Below are 21,724 nucleotides of genomic sequence, written 5' to 3' on the forward strand. Positions count from 1 at the left end.
ACCTATGGAATCTGTTTTTGATCGGTTGGCTAAGGAAATTTCAGGGAAAGAGAGGCTCGCTCTACTGAAGAGAATTAGCAAATTGTATAAATCGGAGCCCCTGCATAAAGGTATTGCCTCCAGCGATGAGCCATATATACCAGAAAGGCAATTCGCCCGATTATCCATATTCGCACGCCTTCAAATCATTATACTGGGCTTCCTGCTGGGTATAAGCAGAGATAAGGCGATAGAGAGATTTCTTCTTCGCAAAATTCATCGCAAGATAGATTACGTTGCTCCAGGACTGTTAGACCGTAGAAGAGGTTTGATAAATCCAAAGTTATATCAAGTAATAGCAAAGCTGCGTTCAGCTATGAACGTTTTTAAGGAACCCATACTTAAGGCCCTGGAAGATGAGAAGGGTGAGTTCTATGCCTTCCTGGGAAAGCTAGAATTTGAAGATGTTCAAACCCGACTTGAAACACAGTTGCTGCCAAGCAGCAATGACATCCCAAATATTCCTCATTCTAAAATAAAAAAACAATTGTTTTTGAGATTTAACGATATATTGAATGACATCGAACTCACTCAGCGTAAACGGATGAATATTCACACAGAAGTCCTTTTCCAACTAAGATCCTTGGCCAGATTCCCCTACAACCGCATATTGAATCTCTTTCCACCAGGCGAGAATGGTGCAGCAGCGGGTGCGACGATTCGCGTGCTGAGAATACCTCTTCTGGAACTCGGAGATGTACTCTTTGCTTTCCAGACTCCTCCAACTTCCATTTTACTTGAAGCAATTTTCCTGTTCGATTTACAGGACAAGATTAGCGAGGATTCCGAATGGCTTGAGAAAGAACTTCGCGAACGGATGAATCTGGCAGTTCACAGTTTGAATGTTGTACGAAAGGTAAATACCGCCATCCCCTGGGAACTCTTACTCAAGTCTCTGGCAGTAGATATTCACTACACGCCGACTACTGCCTCAGGCGTGGACGACTGGTTCAGAATATTTAAGCTATTCTGGACCAAGCGGCTCAATGCCAGATTTCGAGAATGGTCTAATCAAAAACATGTTCAAGAACTCCTGGAAGGGTTAAAGGAACAATATGAATTGACGGAAATTCCTTCGGTTCCAGGATACAGGGGAACTGAGTTTCCGGATCATTACAAACCTCGATACGAGTTAAGTTTCGCCGTCGTGAAAGTTCTCTTTCTGGAGATATTTCAAGCGAGACTCTATCATGTGCTGAATATCATTAAAATAGATGGTAAGTTCTATAAAAAGACCAATAGGGAGGATTTTGAAGAGGCCTTCAATAGATTCGTAAAAATCCCGGATAAAATTCGTAGTTTTGAAAACAAATTGCGCCCAGATGGTAACTATGGCATTCGGCTTGAAAACCTATGGAAAGAAACCAATTCAGGAACAGACACCTCAAAGCGTTTTTTCGAATTGCTTGGTCAACTCGATCGGGAGAGTCAGATTATAACTGTGCCGTTGATAGGAGACTTGAAAACAATGTCAGATATCCTGGGAGGTGTTTTGAGCGGCAGCGGGGGAACCTATGATTCGCTTTCAAATATGTCAGAGATAGGCGGTCATGGAAACCAGATATTCTTGGAAAACCTAAAGGAAGTTAGAAACATATTTAACCGTAGTGCGGAAAATCTCAAAAAACTATTGGAATTTGAAGAGAAGAGAATTCTTCCGGGACAGAGTAAGGAGACTCGCAATTGACAGGTGTAAAGGAAATCTGGGCTACCAGAATTTTGAATGAATTGCATGAACTTGCAACAAAGGAGGGGGACACTTCAGATAACTTCTCAAACATTATGAGTGTGGGAAGGCCGCCCGAGAGCACAATGGGTGATATCTCTTTTCCTCTTTTTCCCTATGCTAAATATCTCAAACTGAGCCCTGCACTAATTGCTTCAACCATAGCTGACAAGTTAATTGCCGAGGGTATTAGGGCTAATGCGGCAGGTGGCTATCTAAACATACATGTAGACAGGGTGGTTGCCATAACCGAGTTGTTCGATAGCATTTTCACCTTGAAAGAAAGCTGGGGAAATGGCAATGAACTCTGCGGGCAGAAGGTGATGATAGAGTATTCCAGTCCGAACACCAATAAGCCCCTGCATCTTGGTCATCTGAGAAACGACATACTTGGCGAAAGTTGCGCACGGATATTTTCCGCGAGAGGGGCAAAGGTGCTAAGGGTTAATCTAGTAAATGATCGTGGAGTGCATATCTGTAAATCAATGCTCGCATATCAGGAATTCGGCAATGGCGAAACTCCTGAAAATTTGCGTGTGAAAAGCGATAGATTTGTGGGTGATTTCTATGTGAAGTTTGTTGAGTGGGCCAGGACAGATAAATCAGCCGAAGAAAAGGCCCAGAAGATGCTTAGGGATTGGGAATCTGGAGACAAAGAAGTAAGAAAGCTATGGAATACCATGAATAAATGGGCACTCTCTGGAATTGAAGCAACCTACCGAAGGACGGGAATCAGCTTCGATAGAATTTATAGAGAAAGTGAAACCTATTTGCAAGGGCGTGCGCAGGTATTTGAAGGTTTGAAGAAGGGCATATTCCATAAAGACAAGGATGGTTCAATCTGTTTTGACATGGGCGAGATTGGCTTGGATACAAAGGTATTACTTCGTTCCGATGGCACCACGGTGTATATAACGCAGGATTTTGGAACAGCTGTCAGCCGTTATGAAGACTGGCCCTTCGATCAGCTCATCTACGTTGTTGGCAGCGAACAAGAGTATCATTTCAAGGCTCTTTTTCATGTTCTGGATAAACTCGGATATTCGTGGGCAAGTAAGCTCAGACATCTCTCATATGGCATGGTCAATCTTCCGGAAGGAAAGATGAAATCCAGAGAGGGAACAGTGGTTGATGCCGATGAGCTGATCGACAAGCTCTCTATTCTGGCACTTGCCGAAATAAGATTGAAAGGTAGGGAAGGGTTGGTGGAGGATGCACCGGATATCGCTGAGAAAATTGCGCTGGCTGCGCTTCATTATTTCCTTCTTCAGGTATCGCCAACTAAGGATATGATTTTTAATCCCGATGAATCCCTATCTTTCAACGGGAATTCGGGCCCCTACCTCCAATACACAGCTGCTCGTATCAACAGCCTAATTGCGAAGGCTTCCAGTGATGTGTTGGATATGGATGCGGATCCAAAACTACTCAATCGGAACGATGAATGGGAATTATGCCGGAAGCTTGGCGATTTTCCTGATTTGGTTTCAAGGTCCGCAAAAATTCTGGATCCTTCAATTTTAGCTGTAAATCTTCGCGAAATCGCCAGGGATTTTAGTCACTACTACCATGAGGTTCCGATCGCCAAAGCCAGGAACAAGGCGCTTGCCGCAGCCCGTTTAAGCCTCGCCCGTGCGGTATTGACAGTGCTCAAAAACGGTTTTAAACTGCTGAACATTCCCTTTATCGAATCAATGTAGGCCTTCTTCTGATTTTCCGCATCCGGAATCTTACTTCGCACCCGGCTTCCTTGAGAAAAATAGACATACGTTGACGGGCATAACTCTTGTTGTTAATCTTCTGGCTATAGACATCTGGGAAGTATTCTATTAGTATAACATAGTGGATGTTCATCTGTGTTAGGCGGATGAGTAGGCTGATTGGCATGCTGCTGCGTCGTGGTTCCGGATGAAATCCTGACTATGAGCAGCGATGGCGAGGCTAGCGAGATGCCTTGTTGAACTGTCACACACTGGAACGATTTTTGTTAGCGGGGGATTCATGATGTATGCTCTGGTGGAAATTCTGGGGAAGCAATACAAGGCGGAAAGGGGTAGTCTTATAAAAGTTGACTTGCTTGATGGTAAGAAGGCGGGTGACAGTGTGGAATTCGACACTGTGCTGATGATTTCAGACGGTGAGAATACTAGAATTGGTCAGCCCTATGTTGAGGGAATGAAGGTTTTGGGGACTGTTGGTGAATCAGTTCGAGAGGCCAAAATTGGAGTGACAAAGTTCAAGAAACGCAAAGGGTATCATCGTTTTCTTGGCCATAGGCAGAGATATTCTCTTGTTAAGGTGAACGAAATCACCTCCTAGGACTGTAGCGGTGATTGCGGTTGTAGTGGCTCTTGATGGCCAGGGTGCCTTAAATCGGATGAACCTCAGCGGTCATGCGGGATATTGGAGTAGAAAAGGAGATCCGGCCTGTGCGGCTACGACACTGCTGGTGCGTTCGGTTGCTAAGTTGGTGGCATCACTGGATGGTTGGACCGTTAACGGTGGAGCGCGGAAACTTGGCAAGTTAACCATGGAGATAGAAAGTCGCCCAGTGGATTCGGAAGACTGGCTTCGCGGAGTAACCGATACTCTTTTACAAGGCCTTGCCGATATTGCAAGAGAATATCCGAATTCAATAAACCTAAAATTGGAGAAGATAAACGATGGCTCATAAGAAAGGTGGCGGTTCCTCGAAAAATGGCCGTGATTCCAATGCTCAAAGATTGGGTATAAAGCGATATGGAGGTCAGTTTGTGTCTGCGGGTACCATTTTAGTTCGTCAGCGCGGAACCAAGGTGCATCCGGGGGATTTTGTTGGTAGAGGCAAAGACGATACCCTGTTTGCAAAAAATTCGGGAACCGTTTTGTACCATTTCAAGAAAGGTAAGAAGCGGGTGTCAATTATAAGCGATAGCTGACACCTTATGTCTTCCTTCATCGACGAGGCCTTCCTTGAGGTTCGATCAGGCGACGGCGGATCCGGATCTGTCTCGTTTCGCCGTGAGAAATATGTTTCGCGGGGCGGTCCCGACGGAGGTGACGGCGGGAAGGGTGGAGATGTCATATTTGTTTCTCGGCGGAATCTATCGACACTGGCCCATATTCGACGACGAGCTGCTTATGCGGCAAAAAACGGAAAGTCCGGCAGCGGTAGGAGAATGTGCGGCAAAGATGGCGACAATCTCGTCATTTCCGTACCGCCGGGTACCAGAGTGATAGACATAACCATTGGGAAAACACTTCACGATTTCGACAGGAAATCGGAAGGTGAGGAGTGGATATTCCTTACGGGCGGACGCGGGGGATTGGGGAATTGGCATTTTCGAACCTCCGGTAATCAGACTCCAACTCATGCGCAATCTGGTAAATCGGGTTCCTTGCGAGAAATCTCTCTAGAATTGCTGCTCATTGCGGATATCGGCCTGGTAGGAATGCCAAATGCCGGTAAATCCAGCCTCATCAATGCCTTGACATCGGCAAAATCGAGGGTTGCCGACTATCCATTTACCACCAGGGTTCCATGCCTGGGTGTACTTCGGCGAGGCGAACAGGAAAGGATAATTGCCGATATCCCGGGGCTTATTGAGGGAGCCTCAGAAGGTGTTGGACTAGGACATAGATTCCTGCGTCACATTAGTCGATCCGCATATTTGGTGTATATGAGCGATTTAAGCGATGCTGATCCGATTCATACCCTTCGAGTACTCAAGAAAGAGATAGAACTATTCGATTCCAACCTATTGAAGAAACCAAGCATAATCATTGGTTCCAAAGCCGATCTTGATGAATCAGGTGCAAAGCTAGATCTGCTTATTGGAGCATTTCCGGATGATGAAGTTATTGGTGTATCTGTTTTTTCCTCGGAGAAACTGGAACAATTCTGCGATCGACTGTTTAATCTCAGCAATGACAACTTGTGAAAACAGCAATACTTGGAGGATCCTTCAATCCTGTTCACTCTGGCCATTTATCAATAGCTGAAGAAGTCATAAAAAACGGCTATCAGAAAATCCTGTTTATTCCGGTTGCAATTCCACCTCACAAAACTCTGGCCCGTGGAGCTAGCGATGCGGATCGTCTTGCCATGTTGAAGCTGGCCCTTCAGGATTTCTCTTGGGCTGAGCTTTGGAGAGGAGAGATATACCGCAGTGGACCTTCTTACAGTATCGATACTGTCCGGGAACTAAAGGAAAATGGGATACTTGATTCCAGGGCAGCCATTATAATTGGCGATGACCTAGCGGACGATTTTTCGTCATGGAAAGATGTCCCGAGACTATTAGACGAGGTAAATATCATTCTTGCTCGACGAGATGTGAAAAGAGAGGTTGAGTTTCAGTACCCTTGTTTCAGGCTGCCTAATACGCCGGTACCCTATTCATCGAGCGAGATAAGGCAGAGAATCGAAAACGGTTTGAGCATAGGCAGGCTAGTACCGCTTCCCGTTACCGAATACATTGAGAGAAACAGGCTTTATGGTTTTGCGCAAACCTGAAAATCCTTATTGGTTTTTCGCACTAATTGTGATTCTCGTGGCCTTCCTGGTTGTATGGGCGGTTTTGAGCCTGAGAATAGATTTATTTACAGAGGCGATTAAAGAGGGTGTAACGATTAGCATACTTATCGTGATTGACGATAGGAACAAACCTCTAATTTCGGAGGTTCTCTATTACCATCCGAAAACACAGAATGCAGCCTTAACAGCGATACCCATTGAAACCGGCACTCTGCTTTTGGCGGTCGATAAAATAGATAGATTGGAATCCATATACAATAGCGACAATCTGGAACCCTATCGGGATGCAGTCGAGACACTGCTTGGATACCCAGTTTCATTTGTAATTCGCTTTGATTCGGACAATTTCGAGCGCCTGGTGGACCATTTGGGGGGGATAGATGTTTTCATACCCAATGCAATTGACGATACAGTCGATGGAGTAAGATACCTCTTTCCGCCGGGGAGTGTGAAGCTTGACGGGTCCAAAGCGCTTTCTTACGTTGAATACAAACCAACGGGAGAACCAATAACTGAAAGGATGGAGCGAGAACACAGGGTTGTCAAATCCCTGCTGCGCTCCATAAGCGACAGTGGGAATCGCCTTCTCTCATCAGAAGTGTTCCCCTATATTCGAGATATATTCAACTCCAATCTCGATGATCGCAGTCTATCAACTCTCATTGAAACTTTGACTGCGATTGATTCCAAAAGTCTTGTTTTGCAAGGCATTATTGGCGACCAGCGCACGCTTCAAGGTAAGAACATACTCTTCCCCTTTTATGATGGAAATTTGATTAAGGAAACGGTTCAGAAGATTAACAAAACTCTTGCCAAGATTGATGTTCTTGACGACGATGCGCTGTCGATTAACGTGGAAATCTTGAACGGAACTAATCTGTCGGGGCTTGCATCCAGGACGGCGCAGCTATATAAAAGTTTTGGCTTCAAGATTGCCGCTATCGCGAACGCTGAACTTAACGACTATAGCAGAACCATTGTGCTGGACAGAAAGGGAAATCCGGAGGCTGCGAAAAAAGTGGCAGAATTGATTCGCTGTGATCAAATCCATTCGCAGATAGACGAAAATCGGGATGAAACCGTAGATGTAACGGTTATTCTGGGAAGAGATTTTGATGGAAGATACGTTAAGAAGTAAGGCGCGAGAACTCTGCGAGCTACTTACTAAAAGGAAAGCGGGAAACGTAATGGGCTTGGAAATGAGCAAGATATGTTCGTGGACCTCGCACCTCGTTATCGGAACTGTGTCCAGCCGAATACACATGAAGGGACTCGGTGAGGCGGTTACCGATAAAATGCGGGAGCTGGGAATTGAAACTCGTTTCACTGGCAAAAGAGCCAATGAGAGCTCGTGGCGAATAATTGACGGCGGTGATATTGTTGTCAGCCTAATGGACTCAGTATCTAGAGGATTCTATGCGTTAGAGGAAAGATGGTTCGAATCTGAAGTTTTTTACAATGCCAGTAGGACGATACACTTAGGTTAATCATCAGGCAAAATAGACTTGCCGTAAAACGCTGCCTTCGTCATCGCTGTATAGACGACGCCTAGCAAGTTAGTTCCACGGTAGAAGTTCACATGAATCCCAATTTCCACTTGATTACTTGATTGACAATGGTGGCACGGCTTATAATGGAATCGTGCAACCGCTCCAGGAGGACGGTATGGAAATTACTGATATTCGCATCAGAAAAGTTGAAACAGATGGAAAGTTGAAAGCCTATGTCACGCTGACTTTTGATGATTCTTTTGTCGTACACAATGTTAAAATCATTCAGGGTACAAACGGAGTTTTTATTGCCATGCCGAGCCGAAAAACAAAAAATGGTGAATACAAGGACATAGTACACCCTATAAATTCAACATTTCGCACTCGATTGCAGGAGAAAATTCTGGCTGAATATGAAAATATGGGTGATGCTATGGAGCATACTGCGAAGTAGAATTGGGGAAAACCACTAGAACGGTTGCTATAGATTAGGACGTCGGCAAGCGGTAAGCCACCGGGTTTTGATCCCGGCATTCGCAGGTTCGATTCCTGCCGTCCTAGATTCCCCGCACACAGTGGAGGTGAGCAAAATAGTGGAAAGCACACAACTAGTGGCGAAACGACGCGAGACGATAAATAAGGGTTCGACCCGGGCGCTTAGAAGAAGTGGAAGAATTCCTGCCATTCTGTATGGTGACGGCGTTCTAAGAGCTGTTAGCATCGATGCTAAGGAATGGGCGCATAGTTTTCAATATGCCTCAGGCAATAAGGTTATTGGATTAAAGCTGGATAACGATGAATACAAAGTATTGGTAAAGGATACCCAGAGAGACATACTTTCGGGCGGTGTCATGCATATTGACTTCTATGCAATTCGCGCGGGCAAGAAGCTTAGCACCGTAGTGCCGATTCATCTTGAAGGTACCCCTAAGGGTATAATAGAAGGCGGAATTCTTGAGCAGAAAATTGAGGAAATCGAGGTAGTATGCCTGCCTGAAGACATTCCGGATTTTTTTGCAATCGATGTTTCGCAACTCGAGGTTGGCGATTCTTTACATGTTAGCGATATCCCAACGCCCCGGGAAGTTGAGATTCGAACCGACGTTCATTTGACTGTGGTAGTTATAACTCATGCCAAGGCAGTAGAGGAGCCTGTATCGGAGATAGAAGAGGAAGTTGTAGAGGAAATCGCAATCGGGGACGGAAGCGAGGAAGGTGCCGAATAGCGGGAGCCCTATAATAATCTTGGGGTTGGGGAATCCTGGAATTGAATTTGAACGAACTCGACACAATGTTGGCTATCATGTCGTAAACCTCGTTTTGGATGAGAAAAATGGAAGGCTGCGACGAGGATTTCTTCGCAGGTACAGCTATTGTGTATTGACTGTTAAACATCATTCGCTGGTGTTGGCAAGATCGAATTCATATATGAACAGATCTGGGGATGTCGTACCTGAATTGCTTCGACGTTATGGAGTGATGCCTGATCGATTCATTGTCGTGCTTGACAATATGGATCTCGCACCTGGAATATGCCGCATAAAGAAGGGGGGGGGAGATGCTGGACACAATGGTTTGAAATCTGTTATCGGAACCTTGAGGCATGGAGATTTTTACCGATTTTATATCGGTGTAGGCCGCCCTCCATCCGGCGCATCCCAAGTTGATTATGTGCTGAGTGTGCCAGACATGAACGAACTAGCTGATATCAACAGCGCGTGTATGCGTGCCAGCCAGGGAATACTTAAGCTCCCATACAAACCTATCGCTGGAGTGATAGAAGAAATCAACAGCCGTGGAACTTGATGAACGATTCATTGCATCATTACGAAGCTTGGACATCAACGCTGATTCCAGTTGCATCATAGCGCTCTCCGGGGGGGGAGACTCAGTTGCCCTCCTGGATTTAGCAGCCAAGGCCCATCTTAATTGCAGTGCAGCAAGGGTTATCCATCGGATTCGTGATTCAATATCCGAAAAGATAGAGAATACTCTCTGCGAAAGACTCTGCGCGGAACGAAATATCTCTTTTCATGTTCTATCTGCTGAAAATGACACAGTTCACGACATCAGAAGACGATTTGGATGCGGCATTGAGCAGGCGGCTCGGGTGTTGAGGCATAGGCTTTTAAGGGATCACATGCGAGTAAGAAAGGCACAGTACATTTTTTATGGTCATACTTCCGATGATAGTTTGGAGACTATCTTCATGCGCTTACTTTCAGGATCCGGCGCTGAGGGACTTGGCGGTATTCCAGCGCTGCGCGGAGAAACAGTGCGGCCTCTTCTAAGTTTCAAGCGAGCGGAACTGAGGGAATATCTGGTGTCCAACAGTATTGACTGGATAGAAGATGCAAGTAATAGTTCGAAAATACATAGACGGAATCGTATCCGAAATGAATTGATACCTCTCATATCAGACATCTTTCCGGGATGGCCCAAAGCCTTGAGTGTGCTGGGAGAAAGATCGCAAGAGGCAACACTGGCGTTGAAGAAGCTCTGTTATAAGGAACTAAATCCCATTGTCGAGTGTGACAGGTATATGTGGAACGAAGGAGATTGGGATTCTGCAGCAAAGTATTCGAAGGCCCTTGCCCTTTGGAATGCGTTTAACTATCTTGATAACTCCAAAATACCTGACAGACGGATTCCCTGGAGAGCCTTAAAAGAGGCGAGGAAGGCCGCCGATTCACGAAGGGCTTGGAATTCTCATGGTTTTAAGCTAATTCGGAAACCTGGCGTTATTGAGATTAGCCGAGCTTCGCGGGATGCATTGGGGAATTCGGGCGGCAGAATTATCTTGAGCCGAAGCGAAGTTAGAAGAGGTTTTGTTGCGAATATTGGCTCTTATGATATTGTTGTATCGTTGCAAAAACCAAACTATCCTGGAATTGTCTCCTCTTGTCATATAGAAAATTGGCCGCTGGAAATACGCTTCGGCAGTTATGGGATGGAAGTGGGGCCTCTCGCGGAACGCAGGACAAAAACGTCTTTTCCAAAAGGAATAGCTGATTCTGGAAAAGAAATGATTTATATTCTTATTGAGAAGAGTAGAGTGGAACTAGATGTCAGATAAAAAGAATAAAAGCAACGGCAATTTCAAGCTCGAAATGGACGGCAAAACGACTATTGCCCTGATAATAGGTGCCATTCTTCTATTTTTCTTTGTGATATCTCTAGTAAAGGACAATATCACTTCGAGTCTTACTTATTCCCAATTCATTCAGGAACTGGAGTCGGGGAACGTTGAGGAAGTGAAAATCATTGATATGAGGGAGATTCGCGGGAAGCGTTTTGACGAGAATGGTAAACGCGTGAACTTCACTACAATAATCCCGTATTTTGATGACAGTTTGTTAGGGCGTCTGGAACAAGTTGGAGTCTCAGTTATCGGAGATTCCAAGGGTATTTCCTTAGGAGATGTTTTTCTGCAGCTTCTTCCGGTTTTGCTGTTATTCGGAGTAATTGTCTGGATGTATCGCAATATTCAGAACGGCGGAAAGAACGCGCTCTCTTTTGGGCGGAGTAAGGCGAAACAATATGATAATTCAGGGGACAACGTAGTCTTTAAAGATGTGGCAGGCCAGCTGGAGGCTAAGTATGAGCTTCAGGAAGTGGTGGAATTTTTGAGGGATCCGGAAAGATTCACTAGACTGGGCGCTAAAATCCCCAAGGGTGTACTTCTGGTGGGACAACCTGGTACGGGCAAAACCTTGCTGGCCAAGGCCGTAGCAGGGGAAGCGCGTGTTCCATTTTTCCACATGTCCGGGTCCAATTTTGTTGAGATGTTTGTTGGAGTAGGTGCGAGTCGTGTAAGAGATCTTTTCGAGCAGGGTCGAAAAAACGTGCCTTGCATTCTCTTCATTGATGAAATAGATGCCGTGGGACGTACTCGGGGCGCTGGATACGGCGGCGGTCATGATGAGAGAGAACAAACCCTAAATCAGTTGCTCGTGGAAATGGATGGCTTCGATACCGATAAGGGAGTAATTATTATAGCCGCCACAAACCGTCCGGATGTTTTGGATCCCGCTCTATTGCGACCAGGACGATTTGACAGGCAGGTAGTCGTCGCAATGCCTGACGTCAAGGAGCGAGAAGCCATTTTGGCGATTCATGCCCGAAATCTAACTCTCGATTCGGATGTGAAACTGTCGATATTGGCTAGGGCCACGCCTGGCTCCTCGGGTGCGGATATCGCCAATATAGTAAATGAAGCGGCACTTTTTGCTGGCAGAATTGGTAGAGAGTGCGTAAAAATGGTGGATTTCGAAGAGGCTCGGGACAAAATACTCATGGGAATTGCGAGACGCAGCATGGTGATGAGTGAAGAAGATAAGTGGATGACAGCATATCACGAGGCAGGACATGCAATTCTTCACTATACCCAGGAGAAGGCGGACAGAATTCATAAGGTTACCATCATTCCAAGGGGCAGATCTTTAGGTGTTACCTTCAGCTTGCCTGAGAAAGACGAATATAGTCGACGTGTCGGATGGCTGAAAGCACAGTTGGTAATCCTTTATGGGGGTTATGCGGCGGAAGAACTTATATATGACGAGACTACTACAGGGGCTCAGAACGACATTAAACAAGCCACCGAACTAGCGCGTAAAATGGTTTGTGAATGGGGGATGAGTGGTCTTGGACCTGTTGCCCTGGGCGCTGTCGATGAACCAATATTCATCGGAAAGGAAATAGCGCAGCATGCCGATTATTCGGAGGAAACGGCTTTCAGAATTGACAGTGAAATTCGTAATTTGCTCACCGAGGCACTTGATAAGGCTCGCGATACTCTGAGGAGGGAAAGGGGAAAATTGGAATCGCTCTCTAAGGCACTCATTGAAAGAGAGACCCTTGACAATGATGAGATTAGAAAACTCTGGGGACTTGAGTTGCCATCGGAACAGAAATTGCCAGAATTGCCCTCTGATTCTGATGTCGACTCGAAATCTTGAGATGATAACACGCAATCACAGCGAAACCTGTCTGGTGCAGATGCATTAAATGAAACCTCGTATTTGCATTAGATGTGAACGGCTGGGTTGGGTAACTCTGCCCCTACTGATTTTAGCAGCCGCAAACGCCTTTCCGCAGAGTGACAGGGCGGTTTCCAGGATATGGCTTGAAAGGGCTGAAGCCTTGTTGAGATTTGATTCCTTGACTGAGAATCAGCTTGAAGAGGCAGTTCGTGCGTTGAAAATTGCCACCGAATTTGATGAGGCCAGCAGTGATGTACTTTATCTACAAGCCAAACTGCTTCTGGTTGGGTTTAGACCAAAGGCAATGGAACGGGGTGAGTCGCATATCATTGCGGCATATCAGCTTCTAACTGACTCGCTGGATTCCGATGATCGATACCCTGAGCTTATACGATACGAGGAAAGGGCCGTTTTGTGGGCATCCACGGCTCTGCGCTTAAAAGACTATAAGAACTTGCTGGATGGCTACCGGCGAATGTCAAGGGGACAGCGTGAAAATGCCTTGCTGCTTTATGCCACCGCCAGGGCTGCCCTTTATCTGGGGTTTTCGGAGGTGGCCGCCGAGTTGGCTGTTCGCGGTGAGGCACTTGTTAATTCCAGTACGGATATTACTCGACTTGGAGGCAATCTTACAGGGGAGGCCAGACCACATTTCAAAGCTTTGGCGATTGCGGCAGGCCATGAGAATTCTATAAAAACCCTCGATTCAGCTTGGCGTTATTGGGGTTTGGCGCTTGAGGAAGCACTCATTCCCTGGATATTCTATGGCGCTGTCGATATCAGTAGTGCGGGAACGCTTTCAAACTTGTTCAGTCGACAAATGAGGGATGTGCTGTTAGCTGAACAAAGTTATCTTCCTCCTGAATTTCAAAATGATTTGGCATTGCTGAAAAAGATGAGGGCAGTACAGAGTGAATCAGTGAGCATGTATTTGAGAAATTTCAGCGGATTGCTGGAAAATGATTCAAATTATGATGGATACCCGGAAGAGGTGTTGGAACTAGCAGACGGAGAGCCTGTCAGGCGCATCATCGATATGAATCAGGATGGATTGGCAGAATGGCATATCAAATACGATGGACTGCGCCCCGGCAGCATTCTAATCGATGATGGCAGTCTGGAGGTGTTATACCAAACTAACGCATACCCCGTTGTGCTGTCCTTGAAGGAGATAACCGAGAACTCTATAACAGAGATATCGATGAATCCCGGTGCTTTTGTATGGGATATCGAGGGAAATGCGGGATTCTGGGGCAATCCATCTTCGGAGAACTATAACGAAGATAAACTCTGGTACGGTGCCAGAAGAGTGCGTGTATTCAGCAGTGATTTTTCGGATGGCACAAGTGGCGAGGCGATAAGTTCTTTGGTTGATGGATACCCGATTCATGCGGTAGAGAAACGTTATCTCGATGGTAATCTAGAGAAGCTTCTTTGGATTAGGGAGATTGTTTACCAGGATGGAATCCCTGCCGCCGGCAGACGATCGTATCGCATGGACCCAGAGAGTCCGGATAGATATCTTTGGGAATTATATGAACGTTTTGAAGAAGGTGTCATAGTGGGAATCGCGTGGAATCCTGAAATGAGCGGATCCCCGCTATATCTTCGCGATTGGGCCTTGAAAAAATATCTTGAAACCCAAATCTGGGATGTGGATGGATGGATAAAAGTTCAGCGAATTGTCCTTCCTGATAACGAAATTCTGGCTTCCGAACTGCTGATTTCGGAGGCAAATATCTACGATCTCCTTCCCTGGACCATGGATGATTGGACATTCTGGGGAAACTGATTATACTAACAGTAACTTATGCAATGTAAGGTTAATTCTGCTTGCGTTAATGAAATGCTGATTCTTCTTCTTACAATCATCAGTGGTTGTCCCAGTTCTCCCGAACTTATACCGCAGCCAATAAGCGATTTTTCACTCGAGCATATTGATGAACTTATCGAGAATGGGGAGAACTTACGGGCATTGCCGCTGATAGCCAGCCGTGACAGGGACGGCAAATACACCGAGGGACGTTATATGCGTGCACTGGAAGGACTTGGTGATGAATGGGAGGAGGCTCGCAAAGTTAAAGACTGGCGCAAATCGCTAATGTATCTGCGTTCCTTTCGCACCTTGGGAGAAGAGAAGAGAATATCGGAAATAAGCGAACAAGATCTCTTACTTGAGGGCGTATACTCCTATCTGGATGCGAATGCCAGCGGCGCGGCCCTTGCACTTATACAATCTGAGTTGGAACTTGACTCAATTGACGCGAAAGACAGGGAAAATTTGGCCAGGCGATTTGAGCTACTTGGATATAAACAATTTGTATCGGAGTTACGCGGGAAATCAAGGACGGAAGCTCCGGGATTAGAATCCTCTATCGATGGCACTGTTACGGTTTGGGTAAACAGAGGAATCAAACTTGTTGGCAATGTGGGAGTTCCCGATAGGGGAATTGGATCGGGCTTTTTTATTGATCCTGAAGGATATCTGCTTACAAATTATCATGTAATTGAGAGTATGGTGGATCCAACTTATCAGGGATACTCCCGTTTGTTTGTAAAGACTGATGATGAAACCGGTAATAGAATACCGGCCAAGGTGATTGGGTGGGATCGCAATCTCGACTTGGCTCTTTTAAAAACCGAGATGGAGGTGCCATATGTTCTTACTTATTCCAATAAGGAACTTCCCCCGCTCGGTTCAACGGTTTATGCGATTGGCTCTCCAGGAGGGTTAGCCAAAACACTTACTTCAGGCACTGTTTCAGCCTACCCCCGATCGATCCAGCCGATGGCGGGATCCTTGCAAATTGATGTGCCCATCAATCCAGGCAATAGTGGAGGTCCCTTGCTGAATAAGGACGGTGAGGTTATAGGGGTTGTATTTGCCGGGGTTCTCAGCTATGAGGGAGTCAATTTTGCGATTCCCGGAGCCTACATAAAGAAGCTGGTTCCACTGCTGTTCGAGGGCGGTGAGGTCCAATTGCCGTGGCTGGGATTGTCCGCCTGGGATGCAACGGGGAGAATCAAGGTTACCTATGTGGCGCCCGATTCTCCGGCCGCAGATGCGGGTCTCCTACCGGATGATGTAATTGATGTCATAGATGGCTTTCAGTTCTCGGGAATTCGTGAAGTTCAGGAATACTTGCTTTCGCGCACACCCGGAACGCTCATTTCTATTGACTGGCTCAGAATGGGCGAACGTGCCGATGGCATCGCGGCTCTTGGCGTGCGTCCAAGCATTCCTCTGGAAACTGCTCTGATGAATGATGCAAGGGAAAACCTGATTACGCCACTTTTTGGTCTCAAAGTTCAAAGAATCAATGGATACGGTCTAAACAAGAGATATCGAATTACATCAGTACTTCCCGGGTCAGTCGCTGACGAGGCAGGTTTTCGTGCCGGCGACAGTTTCCTGCTCCGGCGCTGGATACACGATGAGGAGGATGATGTCGTTGTCATCCAAATGGTGCTTAAGGGACGAAGAGCCGGTTTCTTGGAATCCGCGATACAAATCGCCACTCATTTGAACATCAATACCATTCTCTGAAAACATCCGTGCATAACCATCTGGAAATTCTAACCACGTTGAATCGACACCGCTTTGCTCCATAGATATAATTGCCCCGTGTCATTTCAGCAGTCACTCATAAGAAATTTTTGCATCATAGCTCATATCGACCATGGGAAATCCACATTGGCTGATCGTTTCCTTCAGCATGCCAAACTGGTTTCAGACAGAGATTTTCATGATCAGATGCTTGATTCTATGGATATTGAACGCGAGCGGGGTATAACCATAAAAAGCCAGGCTGTTACACTGGATTTCGACGCGCGAAATGGCAAAACCTACCGTCTCAACCTGGTGGACACTCCCGGCCACGCTGATTTCTCGTACGAGGTTAGCAGAGCAATCAGTTCCTGCGAGGGCGCGCTTCTCTTAATTGATGCTTCACAGGGAATAGAGGCTCAAACGCTTTCCAATATGTATATGGCCTTTGAGCACAGTCTGGAGATTATTCCGGTGGTTAATAAGATGGATTTGCCCAGTGCCAATTTAGAGATGGTGCTCAATCAGATAGAAAACGATTTAGGTTTAGTCGGCGATATAGCCGTTCCGGTTTCAGCAAAAACAGGTTGGGGTATAACCGAGTTGCTCAATTCACTTGTGGAACATATACCGCCGCCAAAGGGTGATTCAAACGATCCCCTTGAGGCTTTGATATTCGATTCCCATTATGATGCCTATCGAGGCGTAATAGCCCACATTCGGGTTTTTGAGGGTAAGTTAAGGGAGGGAGACTCAGTTTGCTTCATGGCCGGATCGGGCGACTACGAAGTTGGAGAAGTAGGAGAATTCCGTCTCGCGCTCAAGAGGACCGGCGAACTTTCGGCAGGTGAGGTTGGATGGTTCATTGCCGGGATAAAAAACATCAATGATATAAAAGTCGGCGATACAGTTACTCATACCGCGCGCCCAGCGAGTAAAGCTCATGCGGGTTTTCGAGAATTTAAACCAGTTGTGTTCTCGTCCATATATCCAGTTGATGCCGATCAGTACGAAGAGCTGAAAAGCGCATTAGATAAACTCAAACTCAACGACGCATCTTTGATTTGGGAAAAAGATTCCTCGGAGGCCCTTGGCTTTGGCTTTCGATGTGGATTTTTGGGTCTGCTACACCTCGAAGTGATTCAAGAACGTCTCGAACGCGAATTTGGACTCAACATTGTTCTAACCAGCCCATCGGTCCGCTACAGGATGATTCCGAAAAAGGGTGAGCCTTATTTCCTAGATAACCCGAGCCAATTCCCTGAACCTGGAAGCATAGATAAAACCGAAGAACCCTATATCAGAGCATCGATAATAACACCGGTCGAATACCTGGGGGCTCTGATATCTCTTTGTGTAAGTAAAAGAGGTGTTCAAAAAAGTCTAACTTATCTGGATGAGAAGCGAATCGAATTGCTTTACGACATGCCGTTGGCCGAGGTTTTGTTCGATTTCTACGACAAGCTTAAGTCTGTCAGTCGAGGTTATGCCTCCTTCGACTACGAAGTTGCCAATTACCGGGAAAGCGCCCTGGCAAAAATGGAGATTCTGGTAAATTCTGAGCCGGTAGATGCCTTAAGCCTCTTAGTATTTCGTGACAACGCCCAGAAACGCGGCAGACAGATATGCAAAAAACTTCGCGGTAAAATCCCCCGCCAGCAGTTCAAGATTCCCATTCAAGCTCTCGTTGGTGGAGAAATCATTGCCCGGGAGACAATCTCTGCCCTACGCAAAGATGTAACCGCCAGATGCTATGGCGGCGACATTACCCGAAAACGCAAGCTTTTGGAAAAGCAAAAGGAGGGGAAAAAGCGTATGAAAATGATAGGCAACGTGGAGTTGCCACAGTCCGCGTTCCTGTCGGTGCTTAGAAGCGACGATGAATCAGGCTAGTTTGCTGTTAATCTCATAACCTACAATTTTCCAGGCAAGTCTTCGGGTACACACTTTCCGCCGCGCGTCTACTTATTTCCAGCCGCCCGAACACTACTCCTAACCCCCTCAATATAGTCGAGTAGAACACGCGCTCGATTAACTACCCGAACCAGAAATGATTCATTTTCTTTCGACAAAGGATCTGTATCGGGAAAATCCACATATACTTCATCCATCTTTTCAATAACACTGATTAGCTTGGATTTCTCTTTCGTATCTTTCGCATATACCTCCCAGGAATCGATAATTTCTTGCAATCCGTTCAATTGAGCATCAATAAACCTCGCTGTTTCAGCCCTCCAGTTCGGAGCCTCTCCGTTCCGGGTTATTCCCTTCTGATTTTCCAATAGAATAGTCTCGGCATCCTCCAGCAACGGCAAATTCAAATCCGTTCCCGAAGTTGGAAGAACATAGAGGCGTCCAGTTTCGGAGAAGCGTCTGCGTAGAAGCGCTGCATATCCATTTAGAACAGAATCCGTATCTTGTTTTTGGTTTCGAGTCCTAAGCATTAATGTTTCCCAGCCAGGATGCGGGTTTAGACGATTCAGATGCAACATCTGCCATCGGTGATACGCGGTGCCCCTCGCATGAGTTTTTCCATGCGAGTATCCAAAATCCAATCCTGCAAGCAATACCGAACCTTTCCATCGCGCAAGAGCTATTTCTATGGCAACCAAACCCACAGACCCCAAAGGATCGAGGGTGAAATCTCTCACTCCGCAAGCCTCGAGTTTCCTAAGAAATTCCAGTTCGGCAAACGTGGAAGAATATAAGTAACAGGGGCCTCCGATATGAGTTAGAGACGGGGGATAGGAACTCAAATCCGCTACGATGGCAATCCCACTTCCCTCGGTATCATGAAAATCCAGCAAATTCCAGGGTTGAGTTTCTAGAACCACCGCTGCGTCGGGTTTGATACCGTAGGTTAGCAATGCTGAAACAGCGGTATCGGCGGCCATAACCCAAAGTCTTTTCCTATATTTCCGAATGAACGGCAGGGCTTCCTCGAGTGATGGACCGGCCCCCACAATAACAGGCACCCTGTCGATAATAAGGTTATTAACGCTCTGAATATCTAACAAGCCATATGCGAGCTCACAAAGATTGGCATAAACATGTCTTATCCACTGCCTCCCCAGTCTTAAAAGAGTGTTTCGATTACGCCAATAATTTATTAGAGCGTCGATGAGGAAGGTGATTAGTTCATCGTAAAGCTTTGGATTCAATGAAGAACCGGCACCCAAATCCACCCTTCTAACCCTTCTGTAATTCCAAGGTCCAATGGAATTGAAGACTTCGTTTAAGGCAGCGAAGTCCGAAAGTCGAACATGAATCGCGCGATCATTCTTTTCCGCATAAGGAGCGCAAAGATTCATTAGCGACTCGAACACCTCGATGGCGAGGATAAAGGAATCGTTTGGAATTCGCTTGGCAAGAGTATTCAAGCCATACCCAAGTAAAGGTGAAGGGACCACATAAATGCAGCGGTTTTCGATTGGCGCCAGTTCTGCCGCACGCTTCGGCCGCAACATTGGTTCGTATTTCGAGTAGAGATATCTATTTTCGAAGAAAACAGTCAAACCTCTACCCGTATTCTCCAAGCGGGGGTTGGTGGTCGGCGAAGCGATATTGGGTGAAAGTGGTGTTGTGTGTTGGCTAAATTGTCGAAACCTCGTCATCACTGCTCTGGGAAGATTTGTTTGTAAGCGCTGCTAAATCGATCGTCGAAGAGTTTTGATTCATCTAAAATGGCGGTGCTGAACTCGTTCTGCCTCGATCGTGCGATTTCGGATTTAACTCTCTCTTCCCAGAAGTCATCTTTTTCCTTGCTATTTAAAGATGTCAGGGCAAATATACCCACCGCATTGTTCAGCACAACTGGTTGGGATATAGCCCCCACTTTGGTTAATCCCACGATACTCTTCCAAAATTCATCAGATGAAGCCGTACCGTTCAAGGCCGCATCATCAGAGTCCTCGGGGCTTCCGCCAAGCAATGAATCTGCGGCATAATTAATGGGGAACGAATGAGATTTCTTAACTTCAAATCCTTCCTCTAGCATGGTGGATAGAAAAGAGTTGGCGTTGTTTGCATTGGCTCGCAACTCACTTGCCTTTTCCAGAATCGCATCTTCTACAATGCCCAGCTCATTTTCCATCATGTATGTTCGGATATCCTGGCCTCGCCCAGTAAGACTCAATGGAGATACTGAGCCATCCGCACGAAAGATAATCCAGCCGTATTCACTCTCAAAGGGTCCGGCAATTTCCCCTTCTTCCAACTTGTAAACACTCTCGGCGTTTTCTCTGCCGATTAATTCGTCGATAAGGTAGAAGTCTGTTTCGCCTATACTGCCACCTTCCTCCGCATAGGAATCCTGAGAAATTTCTCGGGCAAGAAGAGCGAAGGATTCGGGTGTTTTTTCCTTTTCTCCATATCTATCTATCAATCTCTTTGCTTCCTCCTCGCTCTCCACTGTTATTCGACTGAGCGGAAGTGTTGTGAAGAGGTAAGAATTCTCTTGTCCATATTTGATTACTTCCTGTTCTGGAAAATCGCTGAAGGGTATAATCACATAATCATAGCTGTTCTCTTGGGTGGCCATATCCCAGAGGAAGTTCAGCTGGGCTTTTGAATGATATTGTGAATCGAGAATATCTCCCGCCCAAATGGACATACTAAGCTGATCTCTTGCAAGTTCCCTATCGTTGTCTTTTACTTCGGATGATACGGAGCGATAGCGTCTTTCGTCAAATTTACCATCAGTTTGATAGCGGCTATGTTCTATTATTCGCCGGTCGACCGCTCTGGAGGAGGGTTGATAACCACTCTGATCAAGGTAGTACTCGATTGCGGTGAGATAAACGGCGGAATGATAGGCTTCCCGCCACGCCAGGCGACGCACGAAAGAGTAGATTTGGTTATCCTGGCTTAAATCACTATAGTTACTCAATGAATGTCCGACGGCGTTGCCAAAGGAGTTGTTGTACGTATACACAATGTCCTTATTGCCGTAAGAACCGAATACGATTTCATTTGAGGTATTTGAGCCACGCGAAAACACCGATGTGAATACCAGTCCGATCAAAGCGAATCCTACAATCACGAGACCAATTATTTTGAATGCAAGGTTTCGCTGGGGTTGGGTTTTTATGCTGCCTCTTCTTTGGGGTGACATGAATCAAAAGCTATCATGGCCGTTCGGATTGGTCAACGAGAGGGGGGGCTATGCTGAACTGAATGGAGCCTTCAGTCCACACGCTTTGCTTGACTGTGCCTCCTGCTTCGGATATGGTTACAAAGGTGGTGTTGCGAAGAGATTTATCATGCTGACCTGCCAAACCGAAGATTGCAGATTGAATCCCCCTCACTTCCGATAATTTCGGGCTGTAGCGCAGGGGAAGCGCACCTCGTTCGGGACGAGGAGGTCGTCAGTTCAAATCTGACCAGCCCGATATTGCCGCGGTCTTTCTACCCGGAGCCAATCTA

General features: G+C 46.2%; 19 protein-coding genes and 2 tRNA genes. 19 read left to right on the forward strand and 2 right to left on the reverse strand.

Annotated elements, in window-relative coordinates; all coding sequences use genetic code 11:
- Nucleotides 1-4: 4 nt before the first annotated feature.
- From S1OALGB6SA_RS08420 to lepA, 18 genes are all read left to right on the forward strand, one after another.
- Nucleotides 5-1,726, forward strand: a complete 1,722-nt coding sequence (locus S1OALGB6SA_RS08420) for a DUF5312 family protein (protein WP_124033164.1) — start codon at nt 5-7, stop codon at nt 1,724-1,726.
- Nucleotides 1,723-3,465 (forward strand): arginine--tRNA ligase, encoded by a 1,743-nt coding sequence (gene argS / locus S1OALGB6SA_RS08425; RefSeq protein WP_230204510.1) that lies wholly within the window; start codon nt 1,723-1,725, stop codon nt 3,463-3,465. The genes S1OALGB6SA_RS08420 and argS overlap by 4 nt, the downstream gene beginning before the upstream one ends.
- Nucleotides 3,466-3,697: 232 nt before the next feature.
- Nucleotides 3,698-4,084 carry a 50S ribosomal protein L21 gene (rplU, locus tag S1OALGB6SA_RS08430; protein ID WP_503465890.1) on the forward strand — a complete coding sequence of 129 codons (387 nt, stop codon included), beginning with the start codon at nt 3,698-3,700 and terminating at the stop codon, nt 4,082-4,084.
- Between the two features lie 10 nt (nt 4,085-4,094).
- Nucleotides 4,095-4,439, forward strand: a complete 345-nt coding sequence (locus S1OALGB6SA_RS08435) for a ribosomal-processing cysteine protease Prp (protein WP_124033165.1) — start codon at nt 4,095-4,097, stop codon at nt 4,437-4,439.
- A complete protein-coding gene (gene rpmA, locus S1OALGB6SA_RS08440; RefSeq protein ID WP_124033166.1) occupies nt 4,429-4,683 on the forward strand; it encodes a 50S ribosomal protein L27 in 255 nt (84 codons plus the stop codon). The genes S1OALGB6SA_RS08435 and rpmA overlap by 11 nt, the downstream gene beginning before the upstream one ends.
- 6 nt (nt 4,684-4,689) lie before the next feature.
- A complete protein-coding gene (gene obgE / locus S1OALGB6SA_RS08445; protein WP_124033167.1) occupies nt 4,690-5,685 on the forward strand; it encodes a GTPase ObgE in 996 nt (331 codons plus the stop codon).
- Nucleotides 5,682-6,260, forward strand: coding sequence for a nicotinate (nicotinamide) nucleotide adenylyltransferase (gene nadD, locus S1OALGB6SA_RS08450; RefSeq protein WP_124033168.1), 579 nt, complete (start codon nt 5,682-5,684; stop codon nt 6,258-6,260). The genes obgE and nadD overlap by 4 nt, the downstream gene beginning before the upstream one ends.
- Nucleotides 6,241-7,419, forward strand: a complete 1,179-nt coding sequence (locus S1OALGB6SA_RS08455; protein ID WP_124033169.1) for an LCP family protein — start codon at nt 6,241-6,243, stop codon at nt 7,417-7,419. Before nadD ends, S1OALGB6SA_RS08455 begins: the two co-directional genes overlap by 20 nt.
- A complete protein-coding gene (rsfS, locus tag S1OALGB6SA_RS08460) occupies nt 7,397-7,768 on the forward strand; it encodes a ribosome silencing factor (protein WP_124033170.1) in 372 nt (123 codons plus the stop codon). Before S1OALGB6SA_RS08455 ends, rsfS begins: the two co-directional genes overlap by 23 nt.
- A 178-nt stretch (nt 7,769-7,946) precedes the next feature.
- Nucleotides 7,947-8,225, forward strand: a complete 279-nt coding sequence (spoVG, locus tag S1OALGB6SA_RS08465; protein WP_124033171.1) for a septation regulator SpoVG — start codon at nt 7,947-7,949, stop codon at nt 8,223-8,225.
- 35 nt (nt 8,226-8,260) lie between these two features.
- Nucleotides 8,261-8,332, forward strand: a tRNA-Gln gene (locus S1OALGB6SA_RS08470).
- Between the two features lie 32 nt (nt 8,333-8,364).
- A complete protein-coding gene (locus tag S1OALGB6SA_RS08475) occupies nt 8,365-8,997 on the forward strand; it encodes a 50S ribosomal protein L25 (RefSeq protein ID WP_195910386.1) in 633 nt (210 codons plus the stop codon).
- Nucleotides 8,987-9,577 carry an aminoacyl-tRNA hydrolase gene (gene pth, locus S1OALGB6SA_RS08480; RefSeq protein WP_124033172.1) on the forward strand — a complete coding sequence of 197 codons (591 nt, stop codon included), beginning with the start codon at nt 8,987-8,989 and terminating at the stop codon, nt 9,575-9,577. The genes S1OALGB6SA_RS08475 and pth overlap by 11 nt, the downstream gene beginning before the upstream one ends.
- Entirely contained in the window at nt 9,567-10,847 is a 1,281-nt protein-coding gene (gene tilS / locus S1OALGB6SA_RS08485; protein WP_124033173.1) for a tRNA lysidine(34) synthetase TilS, read from the forward strand. Before pth ends, tilS begins: the two co-directional genes overlap by 11 nt.
- A complete protein-coding gene (gene ftsH / locus S1OALGB6SA_RS08490) occupies nt 10,837-12,729 on the forward strand; it encodes an ATP-dependent zinc metalloprotease FtsH (RefSeq protein WP_124033174.1) in 1,893 nt (630 codons plus the stop codon). Before tilS ends, ftsH begins: the two co-directional genes overlap by 11 nt.
- 49 nt (nt 12,730-12,778) lie before the next feature.
- Nucleotides 12,779-14,545, forward strand: a complete 1,767-nt coding sequence (locus S1OALGB6SA_RS08495; protein ID WP_124033175.1) for a hypothetical protein — start codon at nt 12,779-12,781, stop codon at nt 14,543-14,545.
- Nucleotides 14,546-14,599: 54 nt separating this feature from the next.
- Complete coding sequence (locus tag S1OALGB6SA_RS08500) at nt 14,600-16,300, forward strand: S1C family serine protease (RefSeq protein ID WP_195910388.1); 1,701 nt, start codon at nt 14,600-14,602, stop codon at nt 16,298-16,300.
- A 78-nt stretch (nt 16,301-16,378) separates the two neighbouring features.
- On the forward strand, nt 16,379-18,193 hold the full coding sequence (gene lepA, locus S1OALGB6SA_RS08505; protein ID WP_124033177.1) for a translation elongation factor 4: 1,815 nt from the start codon (nt 16,379-16,381) through the stop codon (nt 18,191-18,193).
- A gap of 68 nt (nt 18,194-18,261) precedes the next feature.
- On the opposite strand, the gene S1OALGB6SA_RS08510 is transcribed toward lepA, so the two are convergent.
- Together S1OALGB6SA_RS08510 and S1OALGB6SA_RS08515 are read right to left on the reverse strand one after the other, a co-directional pair.
- Nucleotides 18,262-19,815, reverse strand: a complete 1,554-nt coding sequence (locus S1OALGB6SA_RS08510; RefSeq protein ID WP_230204511.1) for a 6-hydroxymethylpterin diphosphokinase MptE-like protein — start codon at nt 19,813-19,815, stop codon at nt 18,262-18,264.
- Nucleotides 19,816-19,913: 98 nt separating this feature from the next.
- Nucleotides 19,914-21,323, reverse strand: a complete 1,410-nt coding sequence (locus S1OALGB6SA_RS08515; protein WP_195910389.1) for a peptidylprolyl isomerase — start codon at nt 21,321-21,323, stop codon at nt 19,914-19,916.
- Nucleotides 21,324-21,618: 295 nt separating this feature from the next.
- Between S1OALGB6SA_RS08515 and S1OALGB6SA_RS08520 the strand changes: the two genes are divergently transcribed.
- Nucleotides 21,619-21,690 (forward strand) — tRNA-Pro (locus tag S1OALGB6SA_RS08520).
- The last annotated feature ends 34 nt before the right edge of the window (nt 21,691-21,724 follow it).

Source organism: Olavius algarvensis spirochete endosymbiont (assembly GCA_900608495.1).
GTDB lineage: Bacteria > Spirochaetota > Spirochaetia > DSM-2461 > DSM-2461 > UBA2779.